This window comes from Trichocoleus sp. FACHB-262 (assembly GCF_014696035.1).
Lineage (GTDB): Bacteria > Cyanobacteriota > Cyanobacteriia > FACHB-46 > FACHB-46 > Trichocoleus.
Genome location: NZ_JACJPK010000117.1, coordinates 40,024 through 56,908 on the forward strand (window position 1 = coordinate 40,024; position 16,885 = coordinate 56,908).

Annotated in this window: 16 protein-coding genes; 5 read left to right on the forward strand and 11 right to left on the reverse strand. The window is 48.8% G+C overall.

What is annotated here, in order from left to right; genetic code table 11:
* The first annotated feature begins 45 nt into the window (after positions 1–45).
* On the forward strand, positions 46–540 hold the full coding sequence (locus tag H6F68_RS28200; RefSeq protein WP_190564253.1) for a hypothetical protein: 495 nt from the start codon (positions 46–48) through the stop codon (positions 538–540).
* 283 nt (positions 541–823) lie between these two features.
* Here the strand turns inward: H6F68_RS28200 and H6F68_RS29540 are convergent, their stop codons facing one another.
* On the reverse strand, positions 824–949 hold the full coding sequence (locus H6F68_RS29540; protein WP_277876177.1) for a hypothetical protein: 126 nt from the start codon (positions 947–949) through the stop codon (positions 824–826).
* Positions 950–1,355: 406 nt separating this feature from the next.
* Here H6F68_RS29540 and H6F68_RS28205 point away from each other — a divergent pair, with 406 nt between their 5' ends.
* Both H6F68_RS28205 and H6F68_RS28210 read left to right on the forward strand, forming a co-directional pair.
* Positions 1,356–1,958, forward strand: coding sequence for a VWA domain-containing protein (locus H6F68_RS28205; protein WP_190564255.1), 603 nt, complete (start codon positions 1,356–1,358; stop codon positions 1,956–1,958).
* Positions 1,942–2,532, forward strand: coding sequence for a salt stress protein, Slr1339 family (locus tag H6F68_RS28210; protein WP_190564257.1), 591 nt, complete (start codon positions 1,942–1,944; stop codon positions 2,530–2,532). The genes H6F68_RS28205 and H6F68_RS28210 overlap by 17 nt, the downstream gene beginning before the upstream one ends.
* A 608-nt stretch (positions 2,533–3,140) precedes the next feature.
* Here the strand turns inward: H6F68_RS28210 and H6F68_RS29940 are convergent.
* Both H6F68_RS29940 and H6F68_RS28220 read right to left on the reverse strand, forming a co-directional pair.
* Positions 3,141–3,443: a BrxA family protein gene (locus H6F68_RS29940; protein ID WP_190564259.1), complete on the reverse strand. Its 303-nt coding sequence runs from the start codon at positions 3,441–3,443 to the stop codon at positions 3,141–3,143.
* Between the two features lie 634 nt (positions 3,444–4,077).
* Positions 4,078–6,183, reverse strand: coding sequence for a DUF4157 domain-containing protein (locus H6F68_RS28220; RefSeq protein WP_190564261.1), 2,106 nt, complete (start codon positions 6,181–6,183; stop codon positions 4,078–4,080).
* Positions 6,184–6,604: 421 nt separating this feature from the next.
* Here H6F68_RS28220 and H6F68_RS28225 point away from each other — a divergent pair, with 421 nt between their 5' ends.
* Positions 6,605–6,760: a hypothetical protein gene (locus tag H6F68_RS28225; protein ID WP_190564263.1), complete on the forward strand. Its 156-nt coding sequence runs from the start codon at positions 6,605–6,607 to the stop codon at positions 6,758–6,760.
* 83 nt (positions 6,761–6,843) lie between these two features.
* On the opposite strand, the gene H6F68_RS28230 is transcribed toward H6F68_RS28225, so the two are convergent.
* The 8 genes from H6F68_RS28230 to H6F68_RS29550 all read right to left on the reverse strand — a co-directional run bounded on the left by H6F68_RS28230 (position 6,844) and on the right by H6F68_RS29550 (position 16,034).
* Positions 6,844–7,629, reverse strand: coding sequence for a ParB N-terminal domain-containing protein (locus H6F68_RS28230; protein WP_190564265.1), 786 nt, complete (start codon positions 7,627–7,629; stop codon positions 6,844–6,846).
* Positions 7,622–8,338 carry a ParA family protein gene (locus H6F68_RS28235; protein WP_190564267.1) on the reverse strand — a complete coding sequence of 239 codons (717 nt, stop codon included), beginning with the start codon at positions 8,336–8,338 and terminating at the stop codon, positions 7,622–7,624. Before H6F68_RS28235 ends, H6F68_RS28230 begins: the two co-directional genes overlap by 8 nt.
* 322 nt (positions 8,339–8,660) lie before the next feature.
* On the reverse strand, positions 8,661–12,074 hold the full coding sequence (locus tag H6F68_RS28240) for a DEAD/DEAH box helicase family protein (RefSeq protein WP_190564269.1): 3,414 nt from the start codon (positions 12,072–12,074) through the stop codon (positions 8,661–8,663).
* Between the two features lie 61 nt (positions 12,075–12,135).
* Positions 12,136–12,705: a Uma2 family endonuclease gene (locus H6F68_RS28245; protein ID WP_190564271.1), complete on the reverse strand. Its 570-nt coding sequence runs from the start codon at positions 12,703–12,705 to the stop codon at positions 12,136–12,138.
* A 93-nt stretch (positions 12,706–12,798) separates the two neighbouring features.
* Positions 12,799–13,905 (reverse strand): restriction endonuclease subunit S, encoded by a 1,107-nt coding sequence (locus tag H6F68_RS28250; RefSeq protein WP_190564273.1) that lies wholly within the window; start codon positions 13,903–13,905, stop codon positions 12,799–12,801.
* Positions 13,906–13,908: 3 nt separating this feature from the next.
* The gene (locus tag H6F68_RS28255) at positions 13,909–14,478 is read right to left on the reverse strand and encodes a Uma2 family endonuclease (RefSeq protein ID WP_190564275.1); all 570 of its coding nucleotides are present in this window, start codon (positions 14,476–14,478) and stop codon (positions 13,909–13,911) included.
* Between the two features lie 40 nt (positions 14,479–14,518).
* Positions 14,519–15,313 (reverse strand): class I SAM-dependent DNA methyltransferase, encoded by a 795-nt coding sequence (locus H6F68_RS29545; protein ID WP_277876178.1) that lies wholly within the window; start codon positions 15,311–15,313, stop codon positions 14,519–14,521.
* A 55-nt stretch (positions 15,314–15,368) separates the two neighbouring features.
* The gene (locus H6F68_RS29550; RefSeq protein ID WP_277876179.1) at positions 15,369–16,034 is read right to left on the reverse strand and encodes a type I restriction-modification system subunit M N-terminal domain-containing protein; all 666 of its coding nucleotides are present in this window, start codon (positions 16,032–16,034) and stop codon (positions 15,369–15,371) included.
* A 576-nt stretch (positions 16,035–16,610) separates the two neighbouring features.
* Here H6F68_RS29550 and H6F68_RS28265 point away from each other — a divergent pair.
* Positions 16,611–16,805 carry a hypothetical protein gene (locus H6F68_RS28265; protein WP_190564277.1) on the forward strand — a complete coding sequence of 65 codons (195 nt, stop codon included), beginning with the start codon at positions 16,611–16,613 and terminating at the stop codon, positions 16,803–16,805.
* Positions 16,806–16,885: the final 80 nt, after the last annotated feature.

Genomic DNA, 16,885 nt, shown 5'->3' on the forward strand with positions numbered 1-16,885 from the left:
ACTGTGTTCAGTTGGGTTCTGCAGTCTGGGCTGAAACAGCAGTGTTTGCAACTACTAGAGCAGGGCAACAAGCCTAAACAGATTCAAGAGATAACAGGAGTTTCGATAAAGCTGATTAAGCGTTGGGCAATTAGCCCGAGCAGGAGCCGCAAATCCAAGTACCTGGATGAGTTGAAGCAACGCTGCGTGTCGTTATATCGAGAAGGAAAAACAATGCTTGAAGTTGCGCGGCTGACTGGCGTACCTGCTCAACGGGTGAAGGATTGGGCTAAGAAAGCAGGTGTTCGGGGGGTAAACACTGGTGGTCGTCCCTCTATGTACTCACAGGAAGTCAAGCAAGACTGCCTTCGGTTAAGAGCTGAGGGTAAGAGCTGCAATCAAATTGAAGAGTTGACAGGTATTAATGCTGAAACTGTTTACAAATGGGTGAGGAAAAGTTGCATGAAGCTATCCTCAGAAGGAAAGAATCCAGATGAGGTTGCAAAACTTACTGGGGTTGATGTAAAGCTTGTCAGCAGGTGGCTGAAGTCGAAGTTTTGAGTTAGACCCATTGCACCCCGAGCAGTAGGTCTAGTCCCTTAAACTCTCTTATCGTGGAAGTTTTGGGATTTTTTGAAGTTTTAAGCAAACCTTCCTAAACTTGCACGAGACAGTAGTTCCCGTTGTTACGTTCCTTCGTCTCAACCTTCATAAACACCAATTGCTCGGTTTTAGAATGGCTCAGCAATTGTTACTTGACTTCTTCAAGGTTCTTGTTGACCTCCTGCTCAGTTTAAAACAGCAGTTCGTCTTCCTCTGCTAGTTTTGTTGTCTTAAACACCCGTCACACCAATTGCTCAAACAGTTGCGCTCCGGCGTTTCCAGCAGTGATATCAATGGCATTCATCAGCCGTTCCTCACTTGACATCGGCTCCGCGCAAACAATGTTCGCTGGGATATGATGCCTCACCACTTAGAGGAAGAACTTTGCTTGGTTATTAGGCCGGTATCACGCTTAAACAAGGATTACGAGCACCTGTCCCAGATGAATGAGGCAATTGTTTTTGCTGGGCGTTTGGCTCATTCTGCGTTGTTTCGTCTCCTCTACAATTACTTCACAAATCAGCTATAGCTTGCTTAAACCACACCCCCTAATTATTCCTTTTGTCAACCTGCGGAATGTCGGTACTAAACAAGACATCACAGGGTGAAGCAAGAAAAAGTATTCGTTGCTCATCCATCACTATCGCGGAGATTTTCGTTTACCCCCGCAAGGAAAAGGATTGCAGATGATTACCCAGGTTGGGCTGCGATCGGCTAGATTGATAGAGCAAAATCCGGCCTGAGCGCCAACCAGAACGTCAGAGAGGTGTTGTATGAAAGACCGGGACTATACGTTGATTCTTGACAAGAGCGGCAGCATGTCTATCTGCGATCGAGCAGGTGGAAAAAGCCGCTGGGACGCTGCTCAAGAATCGACTCTGGCACTGGCGCGGAAGTGTGAGCAGTTTGACCCAGATGGAATTACGGTTTATTTGTTCTCCAGTCGGTTCAAACGCTATGACGATGTGACTTCCAGCAAGGTAGAACAGATCTTCATGGAGAACGATCCCGTCGGAAACACCAATCTGACTGCGGTGCTGATGGATGCTGCGAACAACTACTTCCAGCGCAAGGCTGCCGGAAAAACGAAACCAGCAGGTGAAACAATTCTGGTTGTGACGGATGGCGCACCGGACGATCGCCGATCGGTGGTGGAAACGATTATCGAAGCAACGCGCCGGATGGAGCGAGATGAGGAATTGGCGATCTCGTTTATCCAGGTAGGGACGGATTTTGAGGCTACCAAGTTTCTTAACGCATTGGATGACCAGTTGGAAGGCGTGGGGGCCAAGTTCGACATTTGTGACACGATCACGATGGATGACATGGCGGATATGAGCCTCGCGGAAGTATTGACGAATGCAGTGGGCGATTGATATGGACGCGGTGGATAAACTGCTTGCCGATCTCAAAGCCGAAGCGGAAAAGCCAGAAACAGCGCAGACAAACTCAACTTCAGTCCGATCGGATACGGGGGCAACAGATACAGGGGCAATGGTGCGATCGCTTGATACCCTGTTGCAGGATCTTGATCAGGACACCCGGCGATCTGTCCAGACGAAATTGCTGCACCACTCGACTAAACCTGCCACCCGCCCAGTTCCGTCAAGCAGCCCCGTTGAATCTGGATCAAATCCCTTGCTGGCAGAGATGAAGTCTCGGTATGAGGAACGCGATCGGGCAGCGGTGATGCAGCAACAGCAGGAAATCCAGGCTGCCGAGCAACGGCGGCAAAAACAAGCGCAGGAGAAGCAGCGACGACTGGAAGAACTCCGGCTCAAGCGGCGGGCGGAACTTTCTGAGCAAGCGCAGGCATGGCTAAAGCAATTTGATCCCCGATCGACCGAAGGAGGCTGGTTTGAAGAGTTTGCTTGCGGATATGAGTCGCGGTTGGAAGCGGCGATCGACTACCTGGAGGCGCTACACTCCGTTGGCGGTCAGCCTGGTTGAGGCGATGTTGCGGAACCAGGAAGCGCAGCAGGAAGCAATGTTATCTTGCTGAGCCGGTTGCTGGGGCAGAGGAGACGCAGGGCGAGGGAGCCAGATAGCAGATTTAGAATATGGATGAACGGTGAAATTCTACACCGCATAGATAGAAGTGTATGAAACGAGCCGTGTATATAGCTACAGCCAAGAGGATTAGGACATAGAGTAGAAGAGAAGCCTTTCTACGCTCCCGTGTCATGGCCAAGCCCTATAGCCTTGATTTACGTCAAAAAGTCATCGACGCTATCGGCCTATGTATAGAAATGGAGAAATTTTGGTCGCTAAGGCTGGAACCCTTGTAGAGAGAAGCTTCTGGCGGCTCAATTCCACTTTTTGGCGAATCAGCCGTACTTGAGCCTATGAAAGTTCAAATACGGCTGATTCCCTCTGCTCCAACTCAAAGTTTCAAGTTAAGTCTTAAGCCCGTTACAGCCCTGGGCTAGACCTGGACTAAACGACACATTTTACATCTTTAGTACAGCTTGAATATAATGCGTTTGAGCCTGCCTGTATTCCTGTTTGCACATTTGCTTTGAAGAAAACAAACAATAAAGACCAGGTTGGTACTTATATTAAGCTTTCAGAGTTTCGAGGATTGGTTTAGCTGGTTGAAGTAATCCAGCCTCAATTAGCACCAAGACTGCATTGCTAGCTGCCTTCTGATATGTAGCATTTGACCATTTGGCAAGTAATTGACTCTCCTCTCGCTTGGTCTCAAAAAAAATTCTTAGGTCTGAAGGTTTAATTATTAAGTCAAATTGCTTCAGCTTATCCAGCAAAGTCTCGGTGATCAATTCCCGCAGTAGTCGGTGTTCGAGCAGAATAGAAAACAACACCGTGAAGCGCCGAACATCAGCATTCCCAGTTGCAATCAACTTGATCTAGTCAGGTGAAAGCTTTTCTAAGCGTTTACAGATTGTTTGAAAAACGCCTTTTACTCTACCTATTAGTTTGATCATGAGCTTTCGAGGTTCTCGCCAATCAGGGCGTTAGAGACCTGGACTATTGGAAACTCTCCTAGAAATAGAGATTAGGTTTTGATTAGTTGGTTTCTCAAGCTACTTTTTCTAATCTAGACCTATTGCACCCCGACCAATAGGTCAGCTCAAGCTTCTTCGTTGTACTGATTTCAGAGTTTATAGATTGAAAAAGGGCAGAGTAACTTTCCCTAGTTTGCGTTCAGAGAAAGTAAACTAGGGATGTTGCGAATCAGTTAAGGTACATCATAGCTAGTGTAAAAGTGAGCGAAACCTCGCTGACTCTCATTCTACAAGTAGAATGTTAATGTATTGCGCAATAACCTTAGTGTGGGTTCTAGCTACTCTAAATTTCATCGCCGACCTATTTCGTGACCGACAGAGAACAGCTACTAACCCTTTTCGAACTCACAACTGGTGAACTTTAGTGTCTGGCAATTCTCGGTAGTTGTCTGAGCTACGGTGTCTGGGACTCCATCAGGGATTTTTACAGTTACTTCTACCGATTCATCACATTAACCCCTTAAAAGCTTCACCATCCGATACCGCTAGAGCCAAATAACTGCTGCAAAGCCTTTTCTTCTGCTCCGTCTAGCTGCCACTCCAGTTTGTATAAACCATTCTTGAAGTGAGCATCCTCTCCCGTTGCAGGACCCTCATAAATTTTTCCTAACTGCTCAACAATGGAATGGCGATCGCCACTACGACAACCTAAAATGTCTGCCACCATTTCTTCCTCCCATTCTGCTGTTTCCCCATCAATACATTTACGAATGAGACGCAGTGCAGTCTGAGAAACAGTTTGCTCGTAGTAGTGATTTTTGAAGAGAGCTCGAAGTTGAGTTGCGTTCTCACCATCAATGGCGTACATCAAGTCCCATGCATCTGCTCCATCTATCACTGTCACTAAGTCTCCAGTACCCCGTGACACATCTAAAATTGTCAGAATTGTGCTTTCATCATCGCCGCTGGTATAACCATTAAACAAGCCTCGAATCATTCGTATCTTTTGTGTTGTTGAAGCAGCAGTAATCTGTTCTCTAGCCATGCTGCGGACTTGATCGTCATCGTACGCTTCTGCAGGCTTATCCATTTCAGGTCGCAATGACTTAGTAGGCAGATTGTTGATTTCAGAGAGGCTATCAGACTGTGTAACGTCGCCCTCTAACTTTCCGTTTTTGGAGCGATATGGATCGTTGGCAGTCTTACCGCTGAATACTAACTCCTCTGCTCGCTGCCAGGTATCTGCCCGTTCTGCAGCCATGTCAGCTTTAAACCAGAGGCGCATGGATGCATCTTGAACCAGTTGAGGCATCAACCACGTTATCGCACCGTCAGGAATTCCCAGCTTTTTCACCATGTCGCCGTTCATTTCTTGAGCAGCATTATCAAAGACGCCAGACATTGACATAAAGTCAGCGCGGAAGTTGTCAAGCTTGGCTTCAGGAAAGTGGCTGTAATAACTATTGAATACCCACGTCTCTGATCGTGGCAGATCGTAACGAATGTGAGCTTTCATGGCGGCAGTAAGCGACACTACTACGTCATTGACGCGACCTGCTGCCCAGCCAAGAATTCCGCCTGGGAGCATACCAGACCCACCAGTAGCTGCTCCAGCAGCTAAGACACCCCCAACAGTCATTACAGCTTGTTGCCATGTTGATCCCTGTCTACTACGAGCTTCCTTGAAAGCACTAAGCCAGTGTTCTTCTACTTTTTTGCCCTCATCAAAGGCTTTAAAGTTATCCTCATAGATTTTGTCGAAGTAGAGAACTGAGGCCATAACAAAGCTGGGGTAGTAGAACGTGTTGCTGGCAGCGAATTTCAGTTCATTCTCAGTCACATAGCTATAAACCTTGGCAAACCAGTAGCGGTAGTCTCTAATGCATTCTTGACCAAGAAAGTTTTTGGTCACTAAAGACTCCGCTCTTGACTTCTGAGTTCTCAATGCTGCCTCGGCATCTTGGCGTCGTTGGTTGTAAACCGCTTCATTCTCGACAATATTCTTGTTTGGAGGATTGGTCTCAGAGCGTACTGGCGGTTCACCTAGTAGGTTTCCCATCTCCCGCCAAGTGGGTTCAGCCCCAGGTTCACTGCCACCATTCTGATTGCTAGTGTCATTCTGGATAGTCGTATTGTTCTGACTGGTAGGATTATTGCTTCCTGGTTGCTGCTGTCTGTAGATGCCTGGTATGGTGTTGACTGTAATATCTCTAACCCCTTGCTGAGGCTGAACTCTACCTGTCTGCTGCAATACATGAGTCAACTCATGGGCTGTCAGGTCGGAGATGCTGGGTGACTTGACAGCTCCAAAATAAATATCATGACCGTGAGTAAATGCTGGTGCCTCTAACCCCTGATTCATCTGCACTGCTGCGCTATCGGTATGCACCCGTACCTGGCTAAAGTCAGCAGCAAAGTGCGGCTCCGCTAGCGTTTTGGTTTCTGGTGTGTCCTGTGTTTGAGTATGCCGCTGGATATGAGCCGTTGCAGTAGATTCAGAAATTGCAGTACCAGGTGTAGGTTGAGGGGTAATATCAGGATGAGACGGTATTGCAGCGGAATCAGAAACCTGAGTTGGAAGCGTAAAGCCAGAGACATTCGGTGACTTCTGCCGAATACTGATACGATCGCTCATCCTGTTTTCTCCTTGCAGCCTACGTGAAGTAGTAGCTCACTTGCTAACTTAATGCGACACCGTTGATGGTAGAGTTGCCGCCACAGACAATTTAGCTTCAGTTGGTTGAAAATGGTATTCGACAAATGGGAAACTTTGAAGGAAATACTTTTTTTCCTGACTATCAATATTTAATAGGCAGTCAATTTGAATTGGTAGCCAAAGAAGTTCGTCCAGGCTTTCGGTATGAGACTTATAAAAAAATCAATAGATAGGCAGCTGCCGAAACGGGAGCATCGGTTGGGGGTGGGGCTAGTCTTCCTCTTTCAGTATGGCGAGATGAAAATAGCCCACTGATGTTTTTTGGTTACGCTGAGAAGTCTTGCCTGTTTACTGTTAATCCAAAGACCAGTACAACACTTTAAAATACGGAGGATCTATTATGCCGTCCCCGTTTTTCAATAAACTGCGTAAGTCTTACTCGGTACTTACCATTGAAGAGTCGGTCGAAACTCGGTTTACTATTCTTCTAGAAGGTTGGCAGCGGAAGCCAGCCGAGCCTATGGCGAAGCAGTTTTTCAGAATTGCTTCGTCATAGGGCTGTTGCCAAGTGTCTTATTGGGTGGTGGACATTGGGTGGAATAGGAAACTGTCAAGCCCCCTCTATAGATTTCAGAAGTTCTAACCCTTAGATTCATCTAAAACTTTCTTAATAAGCTCTAGAAGCTGGGGCAGATTGTTGGCTAAAGCCTTCTTGGGCTCGGTTTGCCTTTGTTTCTCTGGCTGTGCCAACCAGGCCTTCAGCTCGGTGGCCGCCTTAATTAGATGATGTTCAGCTTTGGAAACCCTAGCAGATGCTAGGGTTTTCTGTTTCTCAACATTCAGATATCGGTGTACCTGGTGCCAACTTTTTCCAATGATTACTTGGAGTGCTGGCTTTAGCGCCTTTTCACCTCTGGCTGGTCTCCCAGCACGTTCGACGTAGCCCGCTCTCCTCAATCGGTCTGCTAGCGTCCGCACCTCTGCAGGTGTGTAGTCCCGGCGTTGTTCATTTTCAGCTACCTCAATTGCAAGTGCCCGCTCTGTCTCTACTTCAGCATCAATGTTGAGCACACGAACTGGAATACCATCCGCGAACCAGCTCTCAAAATTCTTAGGTTGTCTTTCTTGCAGCAGTTTGAGGGCGGCTAAACGATGGCCTCCTGCTAGCAGCCGACCCGTCTTGTCTACCACTAGTGGTTCTAGTAAGCCGAGATGGGTAATTGACTCAGCCAGAGCCTCAACGTGTTTGGAACTCAGCTCTCGGGTATCTGTGTGGCGAAGCTGAATCTGGGAGAGTGGCAACCTTGAGCGCTCCTCCCGCTCTCGATTGGCCCGTTCCTCGGCAGCCTGATCCGAGGCATGCATATCAGCAACAACAGCTTTAGTTGTTGCCAGGCGTTCCGTACTGCTCCGTCGTCTAGGCATCTTTAATCCAATCAGCGATAGCCATCAAGTCTTTTGCCCCTTTACAGGTAGGAGCATATTGCATCAAAGGTACACGGTCAGCAGCAGCCAGAGATAAATTTGTATCCTGATGGACCATCATTCGGGGAGTGCTCGGATGTGCCTGGTCCAGAAGGTCCTCTAATTCCTTGTCCAGTACCCGACGCAGATCAATACGAGACATTACGATGGCCCAGCGAGAAGGCCCTTTACGTTTTTTCGCCTGGTAAGTCTCTAGCTCTGCTAGGACACGACCTGCCCCAATAATTGCCAAAGGGTGTGAGTCGGTTACTGCCAAGGCCACTGTACTGGCGACCAGTCCTAACCTTTCTAAGTGCTCGTCCCCAGGAGGGCAATCTATTAAGGCAATATCGTAGTCAAGGGGCAGAAGAACCTCAGCTAAGTCTTCAGGATGCAAAGACTGAATATGACGGCTGCTGAGTTCTGGACCGCCAGGCAAAACGTGTAACATCTCAGTTGACTGCAAAGGAACCGGTGAATTGCCCTTAAGCAATTCGGCACTTCCTGGAGCAGTAGGGTTCACACCTAACACGAACCCTGCATTACTCTGTGGATCCAAGTCGACCACCAAGACTCGATTACCTTGGTTCGCTAGAACAGATGCCAATCCGCAAGCAATTGTGCTCTTACCTACACCTCCCTTTCTAGCTGCGACCGCAATGGTCCTCATACGCTTTCCTCGCTGGAACCTCAATGCTTGAATCAGTTGCTTTATCTGCGGTTCAAATTCTAGGGGTACTCGTATCAGCTTTGAGCTACGCCCGCTTGCCTTACGTCCCATGCAAAAAGCAGTCAACCGTAACCAGCAACATAAACGGTTAACCACTTTTTGACAAGCACTTGCACTTCAGGTTCTTTGGTTATCGAAGAACCTTCTACCGAGTTCACCCTATTGCGCGAACAGCACTGAACCACCTACCAAGTGGTGAACTTACTATCGTCAGCTGGGGGCTTCAGGAGCCGGACATGAACTGGTTGTAGGCCGAGTAGTATTAGCCTGCTGTTCCAAACTCTGCTTCAACGGTCTGGTTGAACAATCGAACGATCGTTACGATCTGATCGGCATCATTGTCCTTAAACATGCCATCTAAGCCGTCAGGATGGGCCTCGGTAAAGGGAGGCTCGTAGAGAATACCGGGGTCCATGACACCGTTCTGAGTTAGGTAGTCGATGATGGTTTCGACGAAGCGGATCTGATTGGCGCTGAAGTTGTTGCCCTCTAGATACCGAGCAAAGGCTTGCTTGGCAGAGTTGCGGTCTAGCCCTACCAGTTCGCGGATGAAGCGCTTCAGGCTCAAATCTTTGCCAAAGACCTTTTCAAATTGCTCTCGGCTCTCAATGGCATCTGAACCGAAGAGCATGTCCTCCAGAGCCTCCAAATCGGATTCGGTCAGTGAGGCATTTCGCTTCAGCTTGGCGATCGCTACATGATTCTCGTTAGCTCGAATGTAGGCTTCAACTTTCTTGCGGTACTGATAGGGACTGAAGCCAGTTTGTTGATTGGGAACGCCTACTTCCCGCACTTCTGCCATCTGATCTTCAAAGTTGGTGTAGACAATGCGCTGCTCCTGGCGATCGATAAACTTGATGAGATCGCGCAGATGGAGTCGCACGTAGTCAATCAGCCAAGGGGTTACGTCTGTCCACCAGTCTTCTGCTTGAACTTCTTCAATCAGAGAGAGTTGATCCTTGACCATTGGGATTTCTCGCTTCGCTTCAAGCTGGCTGAGGAGATCTCGCACCTGGTCACGGAGCCGTACAAAGTCGTTGGTTCGTTTCAGGATTGCAAGTTGCAGCTTGAAGCAGAGCAGGTCAAATTCTTTCGCAAGGCGATCTTCAGACAGAATCCCGTTAGGGAGAGTCGCTAGAGAACTAGCGATCGTCTCTGCATCTTCTTCATTGAGCTGCTCCCACCGATCTCGATTCGAGAATTCCTCGACCTGTTGAAGATGGCAGCGCACCAGGAAGTTGTCCCGCTCCATTGTCGAGACATGCTGGTGGAGGTCGTTGAGAAGTGTCGATCGCAGTTCGCTTTGGTCTCGATCAGACAGTTCCTGTTGGTTCAGGAGTTGAGCCAGCTCTAATCGAGCTTTGACGAGGCGACTGGTGAGGGTTTCGGGTAACTTCTGATTGGCTTCGGGGATGGTTTGCTTGAAGAAATCGAAGTTGCCACAGAGGTCAAAGACAAGAAACTCGGTCTTATGATCGTCTATTCCAAAGAGGTTGGTGCAGAGGCGAGTGCCGCGCCCAATCATCTGGTTGAATTTGACCCGTGAGTAGACAGGCTTGAAAAAGACCAGGTTAACGACTTCGGGGACATCAACGCCGGTATCGAGCATATCGACGGAGGCAGCGATCGTTGGTTCTTTGGCAGCAGCCGAGAAATCATCCAAAATGCTCTGAGCGTAGGAAATGTCGCTATGAATAACTTGGGCAAACTTGCCTCTATAGTGAGGGTAGTTAGCGTCAAATCGTTCGACGATAAACTCAGCGTGCTTTTTAGTGCGGGCGAAGATAATAGTCTTGCCGAGGCGATCGCCTCCTTCGACTTTTAGCCCCCGATGCATCAGCAGTTCTAAAGCCTGATCCACTGTGTTGATGTTGAACAACCACTGATTCAGGGCAGCGGCATTGACCTGGTCAGGAATGGCTCCGGTTTCGTCGTCTCGAAACTTCTCTTCGTATTCTTCCTGTTCTTCGCGAGTAAGGTCAGAGTATTTGACTCCAGTACGCAGGAACTTGAAGGGAACGTCTACACCACTTGCAGGAACCAGATAGCCATCTTTAACCCCGTCTTCGAGTTCGTAGGCAAAGGTGGGGTTGCCTTTCTCTAGTTCAAAGATGCGGTAAGTGTCGCGGTGAACTTCATCGCGTGGGGTGGCGGTCAAACCGACCAGCAGGGCATCAAAATATTCAAATAGGGCGCTGTATTTCTTGTAGATCGATCGATGGGCTTCGTCTACAATCACCAGGTCAAAGTGCCCAGAGCCAAAGATGCGCCCGTTCCCGTCTACCCGGTTGATAAAGTTGAGCATTGTGGGATAGGTGGAGAGAACGACATTGGCGCTCTCAACGGCTTTATCTTTGGTGAGATCGATCGGGGTGACAGAGGGCAGATGAGTTTTGAAGGCGCGGAAAGCCTGAGTCAGAAGGGCAGTGCGATCGGCCAGAAACAGAACTCGCTTCACCCAGTTGGCGCGAATCAGCAGGTCAACTAGGGCGATCGCTGTTCGTGTCTTTCCGGTTCCGGTTGCCATCACCAGCAGGGATTTGCGGCTCTTTTTCTGATCAAACGCTTCGGTGATGCGGCAAATCGCTTCAGTTTGGTAGCTGCGCTCGACGATCGCTGAATTGATTTGCACCAAATGAAGTCGCTTGCGGCTGGTGCGGCGAAAGATTAGCCGTTCGAGTTCGTCTTTTCTGAGGAAGCCTTGAACGTTGCGCGGCGGGTAGCTCTGGTCATCCCAAATCCAATGCTCGTAGCCGTTGGAGTAGAAGATGATGGGACGTTGGTTGAATTGAGCTTCTAAGCAGTTGGCGTAGAGTTCGGCTTGTCGTTTGCCAACTTTGGGGTCTGCAGTGGTACGTTTGGCTTCGACCAGGGCGAGGGGTTTACCGTCATCGCCCCACAGCACATAGTCCACATAGCCCTTGCCTGTTGGGTTGGGCATTCCTTGAACTTCGTATTCTGTCCAGTTGGGCTGATGAATATTCCATCCGGCTTCTTTGAGCAGGATATCGATCAGGTAGCGGCGGGTGTCAGCTTCGCGATAGTCGTGGGTGTCAGGAACGGTTTCGTTCTGCTGCTTGAGGGCAGCAATTTCAGCTTGGAGGGCTGCGAGCTGCTGCTCGGTTTGTTGCTGCCGCTCTTCGGCAATGCGGCGCATCTCCTCTGCCTGGGAAAGCTGGGTTTCTAACGCTTGAAGCTGTGGCAGAGAGAGATCTTGGCTAGCGGTCTGCGGTTGAGGAACTAGGGCACGATCGAAGTTTAGAGCGGGGATGGTTTTGCCGTCTTTGGCGTAGTAGCGACAGAGCCAGTAGAGAAAGTGAAAGAGTTCTTCAACAATATGGAGCGCATCTCGCCCAGCAATGCTTGTGGAGTCGTGAACGGCAAGATTTCCGACTTTATGAATGCTACGAACCTTCTGAAAAAGTCCTGGTTTCAGGTTGTCTTTGAAGGTCTGCTCGTGGATGAGGGCAGCCAGGGTGTTGTCGTTCGGGTTATTGGCGTAGGGAAGCTGGAGGTAGGGATCGTTGGCATAGAGCCAGTGGACAGCTTGCTCTAGGGTGAAGCGGACATAGAAGCAACTGGCACGAGGGGCAGAATAGACCAAACTCTCGGCTTGGGTGGCATGTTTGAAGAGTTCGGGTTGGCGATCGCGCAAGAAATCGAAGTTGGATGCCATTACCCTCTCCAGAGATTGCTCTTACTGCAACATTCCCAATTGTGAGAGGAAAACCGTGAACTTACGGGGAGGCAAACTTGACGTCTTCGTAAAGGTCTGCGATCGCCCCTTCAAAGTTGATACTTTCCAGCCGAAAGTTCTGTTTGTCGGTGTAGAACTGCAATACCCATAGCCCTGTTTCATTGCGGCGGAAGCATTCAACTCGCTGACGTTTGGAATTGATTAAGACATATTCTTGCAGGCTGTCTAGCGCCTGGTAATCGGCAAATTTATCGCCTCGATCGAACGCTTCAGTTGAATTGGATAAAACTTCGACAATTAGGCAAGGAAATCGCTTCTCCAGCGGAGTCTCTCGATCGCGAGGGTCGCACGTCACCATCACGTCGGGATAAAAATACCGATTGAGTGATTCAATTCTGGCTTTCATGTCAGACATGTAGACTCGACAACCAGAACCTCGAACGTGACTGCGGAGGAGCACAAACAAATTTCCAGCAATCGTCACATGAGCATCGTTTGCCCCAACCATCGCGTAGATTTGCCCGTTAATGTATTCATGCTTGATGAGGCTATGCTCCTCCATCTGGAGGTATTCTTCAGGATTGAGGTAAGGCTGTGGGGAAGCAATCATCAGCAAACCTTTCCTTCTAGCAACGTTTCAATCCTTTGCCACTGATCTGTCTCTATTTTGGCATCCTAGCAAGATCGCCCCTACCTTCCCAATCTAAAGCTCTCCCCGAAAAGCTCTTTGAAGAAGGGAGTTGAAGAGGTTATCTGATTCTTTGCTTGCTCCTACAAATTGCTCTTTGCTAGAAGTTAATTCTTCAGTAAGAGCAGAAAAATTTTCCTGAAAGTGAAGTGGTGGAACAGGAACATTAAATTCCTTCATGATGGACGTATTTAGATTTGGCTGAGTACCATCAGGAGCAATAGCCCGGAAGTGATTAGTAATCGAGTTCAATAACTTCAGTAAGTAAATTTTGTTCAGGGACTGATCGATATCAGAGAAAGCCAGCCAACCGTCATGAATGCAACCTCCAATTTGAAGGATTCTCGCGAATCCTAAGCTTACACCGCAGTTAGCAAATATTAGGGAGCCTGGTTCTAAATAGCGGCTTCTCTTTACACCTTCTGGTTTGATAGCTTCAGCAGTTTTAGAGATATAAATATCGTCACTATCTGTACCATCACCAATCTTAATCCAAGGTACTGTGCCACCTAAATATTCATTAATCGGTCGTGGTGATCCGCCCCGTACAATAGTGCAGAGAGAACCTAGAGGCTTCATTTCCCAGCCCTTGGGATTTGTAATCGGATCGCCGAACATCTCCAGGAAAGTCGATCGCAACAGTTCCTCAGTTAGGGCGATCGCCTCCTGTCGTTTTCGTCGAACTGCATCAGCGCGATCGAGTATGGCAGCAATGCGGCGTTGTTCTTCTGGGGGAGGGACTAGGACAGGTACCACATGTACAAGATTGCGATTTAAAGTTGGAACTCCAGTTCCTCTAGTATGTGTTTCTAATCTCATCCATTTCAAAAGCCTTGCAACCCACTTTGGATCATTTCCATGAAAATCTTTGACCCAGAGTGCTGTGTTTAGAGGCCAGTAGTCAGTCTCTACATAGTGAACTTCACCTAAAGTTCCACTGCGACCTGTAACAACACCTGGACCTTTCACTTTTGGTGTGTTGTGAGTTCCTACAGGACCGTTAGCTGCAAATACAGGTACATCGCTGGGTATACGGTGTTGGACAGGCAAATCGAATCCGCGCTGAAGTGTTGCAACATCTCCCAAGGGCTTTATTGTCCAGCCAGTAGGTAATGAACTCATTTTCTATTGTCCCTGTACAATCCGTGAGGTTGTGAGATTCAGAGCCCCAAGCAGTGGTGAGGAAATCGTGCTATCTCCCTCATACACCTTCTCCTCATACAGCCCTTCCACCCACTCCAGCACCGTCACCTTTTGCTGCATCGGGTCCACAATCCAATACTCCACAATGCCCCGCGCCGCATACTCCGATCGCTTGTAGCGATAATCTCGCTTCTCCTGCCCTGGGCTCACCACCTCAACCACCAGCAACGGCGGCGGCATATCGAGTATGACTGTCGATCGGCGTGCCCCTTCGAGAGCAGTTGCCAGTTCCTCAGACAACACCATCACATCCGGGAAGCGTGTCGTTACGCGTGAACCACTCACCACAATTTCAGTTCCAATACTGACACGGTAGCTAGGAATTCCTTGCTTTAAGAAAAAGGCAAATAGCAAAGACGCAATCCGCCTATTCAGTTCGCTTTCTGGAGGCACAGCAACTAGCTCTCCATTATCCAATTCATACTTGGTATCTGTACCATCGTCATAGTTGAGGTACTCTTCCAGAGTCATTTTCTGAGATGCAATAGCCATGATTGCCCAGCCTCCTGTACGAACAGTTGAGGTATGGTTTTCATCCTAACAACCCCTCCAGAGCATCCAAATCTGCCCGAATCTCATCTTCGAGCGATCGCAGCTTTTGCAAAATTACTTTAGGCGACTCATACTGCACTTCTTCATGGGCAACCTCTTTGTAGCGATTGATTGAGAGGTCATAGCCATTTGCAGCAATCTCAGCCTTCGGCACAAAAAATGCTTTCGCTGCCCGATTAGTATCCGCCTGGATACTGCGATGCTTCCACCGCTGCAACAGGTCAGGAATGTCATTCTTCTGCACAGGCTGCCGCTTATCATCCAGCGACAACCCATCTGCATCCATGTCATAAAACCAGACGCAATCTGTTCCCCCTGCTCCCGTCTTTGTAAACATCAGCACCGCTGTGGATACCCCCGCATAGGGCTTAAACACCCCCGACGGCATCGAAATCACCCCATCCAGCTTGTGATTCTCTACCAACTCCTTGCGTAGTGCCTTATGCGCCGTTGATGAGCCAAACAGCACGCCATCCGGCACAATTACTGCGCCCCGTCCGCCCTTCTTCAACAACCGCAAAAACAGCGCCCCAAACAATAGCTCTGTCTTGGTAGTCGAAACAATCTTGGTCAGGTCTTTGGCAATCGTAGATTTCTCCAGCGAACCCTTAAACGGCGGATTCGCCAGAATCATCGTAAATGCCTCTTCCACCCCAGCATGGTCCTCCGACAGCGAATCTCGGGCCTCAATCTTGGGTTCCTCAATGCCGTGCAGCATCAGGTTCATACTGCCAATTCGCAGCATCGTCGCATCAAAGTCGAACCCGTGGAACATCTCCTTGTTGAAGTGCTCCCGGTTCCCTGGCGCATTCAGGATCGAGCTTCCCTCACTATTCCTTCAGTCCCCGCAAATACTCCGCCACCGCCACCAAAAATCCCCCAGTGCCACAGGCAGGATTGCAAATAATCTCCCTCGGCCCCGGATCCATCAACTCCACCATCATCTTGATGATGTGGCGCGGTGTGCGAAACTGCCCGTTTTGCCCTGCCTGAGTCAGCTTCGACAGCATGTACTCATACAGATCTCCCATCAGATCCACATAGGACTGATCCTGAGATGTCTGCGCCTGCTTATCCAACAGGTCCAAAATTTTATCAATCTGCTCGATCACACTCGCCAGCAGCGCCGGGTTCGCAATCAAGAAGATGGCATCCTTCATGTGGTGGGCATAGGTGCTATCCCCTGCCTCTCCCTTCAAATTCTTGATGAATGGGAATGCCTGATCCCGCACTGCCTGCAATTTCTCTTCTGGGTTGTCCAGATTCTTGAAATAGGACCAGCGACGCGGATCATCCTTACCCGAAAAAATCGGGTCTTTCACAGGTCGGTTGAGCCGTTGCGCTTTCTTTTCCTTCGTCAGCTCTAGGTCATCCAGCCGCTTGATGAAGAGCAAGTACGAGATCTGCTCAATCACCGAAATTGGATTGCTGATCCCATTGCTCCAAAATGTCTCCCACAGCTTATCGACCTTCGACCTCAACTCACCTGTGATCATCCGTTCATCTCCTGAGAAGGCTGCCCTACACAAGGACCCGCGTCATCGTATCAGAGCCAAGAAAACTAGACTATCGTTGTTCCGCAACGTAATTCAGTCTTCACTACAAAATGCCCAAATCTGGCAAGCGCTTCACTGAATGCCCAAACGTAAAGGTTCCTGCCCACTAGATGACCTGGGTTTTACCTCTAGCTAAGTGAGCCAAAATAGAGGAAACTTCTTCCGCTCATCACAGACCTAAGCAACAGCTCCAAAAGGAAAAACTGGCACTGAATGAGTAAGTTGCCGATATTGTGCTGGGAATTATTAAACCTGGAGGTGCGACGTGCTTACTTCTTCATATGCTTCCACAGCATCTTGCAATGTATCAGGCTGATAAGAAATCGAAGATATTGGAAGTTAACAACTTCGATTTCTGCCTACGCAGAATCTCAATTCCTACCAGCAAACACTCAGAGATCGAAAGCAGAAGATTACTGAGAACTACAACTCCACTCCACCAAGTATCGTTACTTATTAGGCACTACTAATTTCCCTAATTCCCTTTTAGGGCCAACAAAGTTGATCAGCATAAAAATGACTGCCAATACCACCGACAGCAGAGCTTACATCTCCATAGCACTTCTAGCTCAAGCGTTCTACCACTCTCTCCTAATCACTGTTAGTCAAGCGTCTGGCTTCTTGCAGATTTCAGCTGCCCATCAGAACGCCCAAGCTCCTTCTTGCCGAGTTCGCCCTATTGCTCGAACAGCAGTAGGACACTTGGCTTAAGCCGCAGGTTGGCTGGCCTGCTGCTGGTATACCTGGCTCTCCAGCTTTGCTAGTGTCGTGGTCAGCTCTGCTAATTGCAG

What these genes read in the sequence shown, in the direction of transcription:
- H6F68_RS28225 (WP_190564263.1), top strand. Translation starts at nt 6,605, where the DNA reads ATGCCGTCCCCGTTTTTCAATAAACTGCGTAAGTCTTACTCGGTACTT.
- H6F68_RS28240 (WP_190564269.1), bottom strand. Translation starts at nt 12,074, where the DNA reads ATGGCATCCAACTTCGATTTCTTGCGCGATCGCCAACCCGAACTCTTC.
- H6F68_RS29545 (WP_277876178.1), bottom strand. Translation starts at nt 15,313, where the DNA reads ATGTTCCACGGGTTCGACTTTGATGCGACGATGCTGCGAATTGGCAGT.
- H6F68_RS28220 (WP_190564261.1), bottom strand. Translation starts at nt 6,183, where the DNA reads ATGAGCGATCGTATCAGTATTCGGCAGAAGTCACCGAATGTCTCTGGC.
- H6F68_RS28210 (WP_190564257.1), top strand. Translation starts at nt 1,942, where the DNA reads ATGCAGTGGGCGATTGATATGGACGCGGTGGATAAACTGCTTGCCGAT.
- H6F68_RS28235 (WP_190564267.1), bottom strand. Translation starts at nt 8,338, where the DNA reads ATGAGGACCATTGCGGTCGCAGCTAGAAAGGGAGGTGTAGGTAAGAGC.
- H6F68_RS28265 (WP_190564277.1), top strand. Translation starts at nt 16,611, where the DNA reads ATGACTGCCAATACCACCGACAGCAGAGCTTACATCTCCATAGCACTT.
- H6F68_RS28250 (WP_190564273.1), bottom strand. Translation starts at nt 13,905, where the DNA reads ATGAGTTCATTACCTACTGGCTGGACAATAAAGCCCTTGGGAGATGTT.
- H6F68_RS28255 (WP_190564275.1), bottom strand. Translation starts at nt 14,478, where the DNA reads ATGGCTATTGCATCTCAGAAAATGACTCTGGAAGAGTACCTCAACTAT.
- H6F68_RS28205 (WP_190564255.1), top strand. Translation starts at nt 1,356, where the DNA reads ATGAAAGACCGGGACTATACGTTGATTCTTGACAAGAGCGGCAGCATG.
- H6F68_RS29550 (WP_277876179.1), bottom strand. Translation starts at nt 16,034, where the DNA reads ATGATCACAGGTGAGTTGAGGTCGAAGGTCGATAAGCTGTGGGAGACA.
- H6F68_RS28245 (WP_190564271.1), bottom strand. Translation starts at nt 12,705, where the DNA reads ATGATTGCTTCCCCACAGCCTTACCTCAATCCTGAAGAATACCTCCAG.
- H6F68_RS28230 (WP_190564265.1), bottom strand. Translation starts at nt 7,629, where the DNA reads ATGCCTAGACGACGGAGCAGTACGGAACGCCTGGCAACAACTAAAGCT.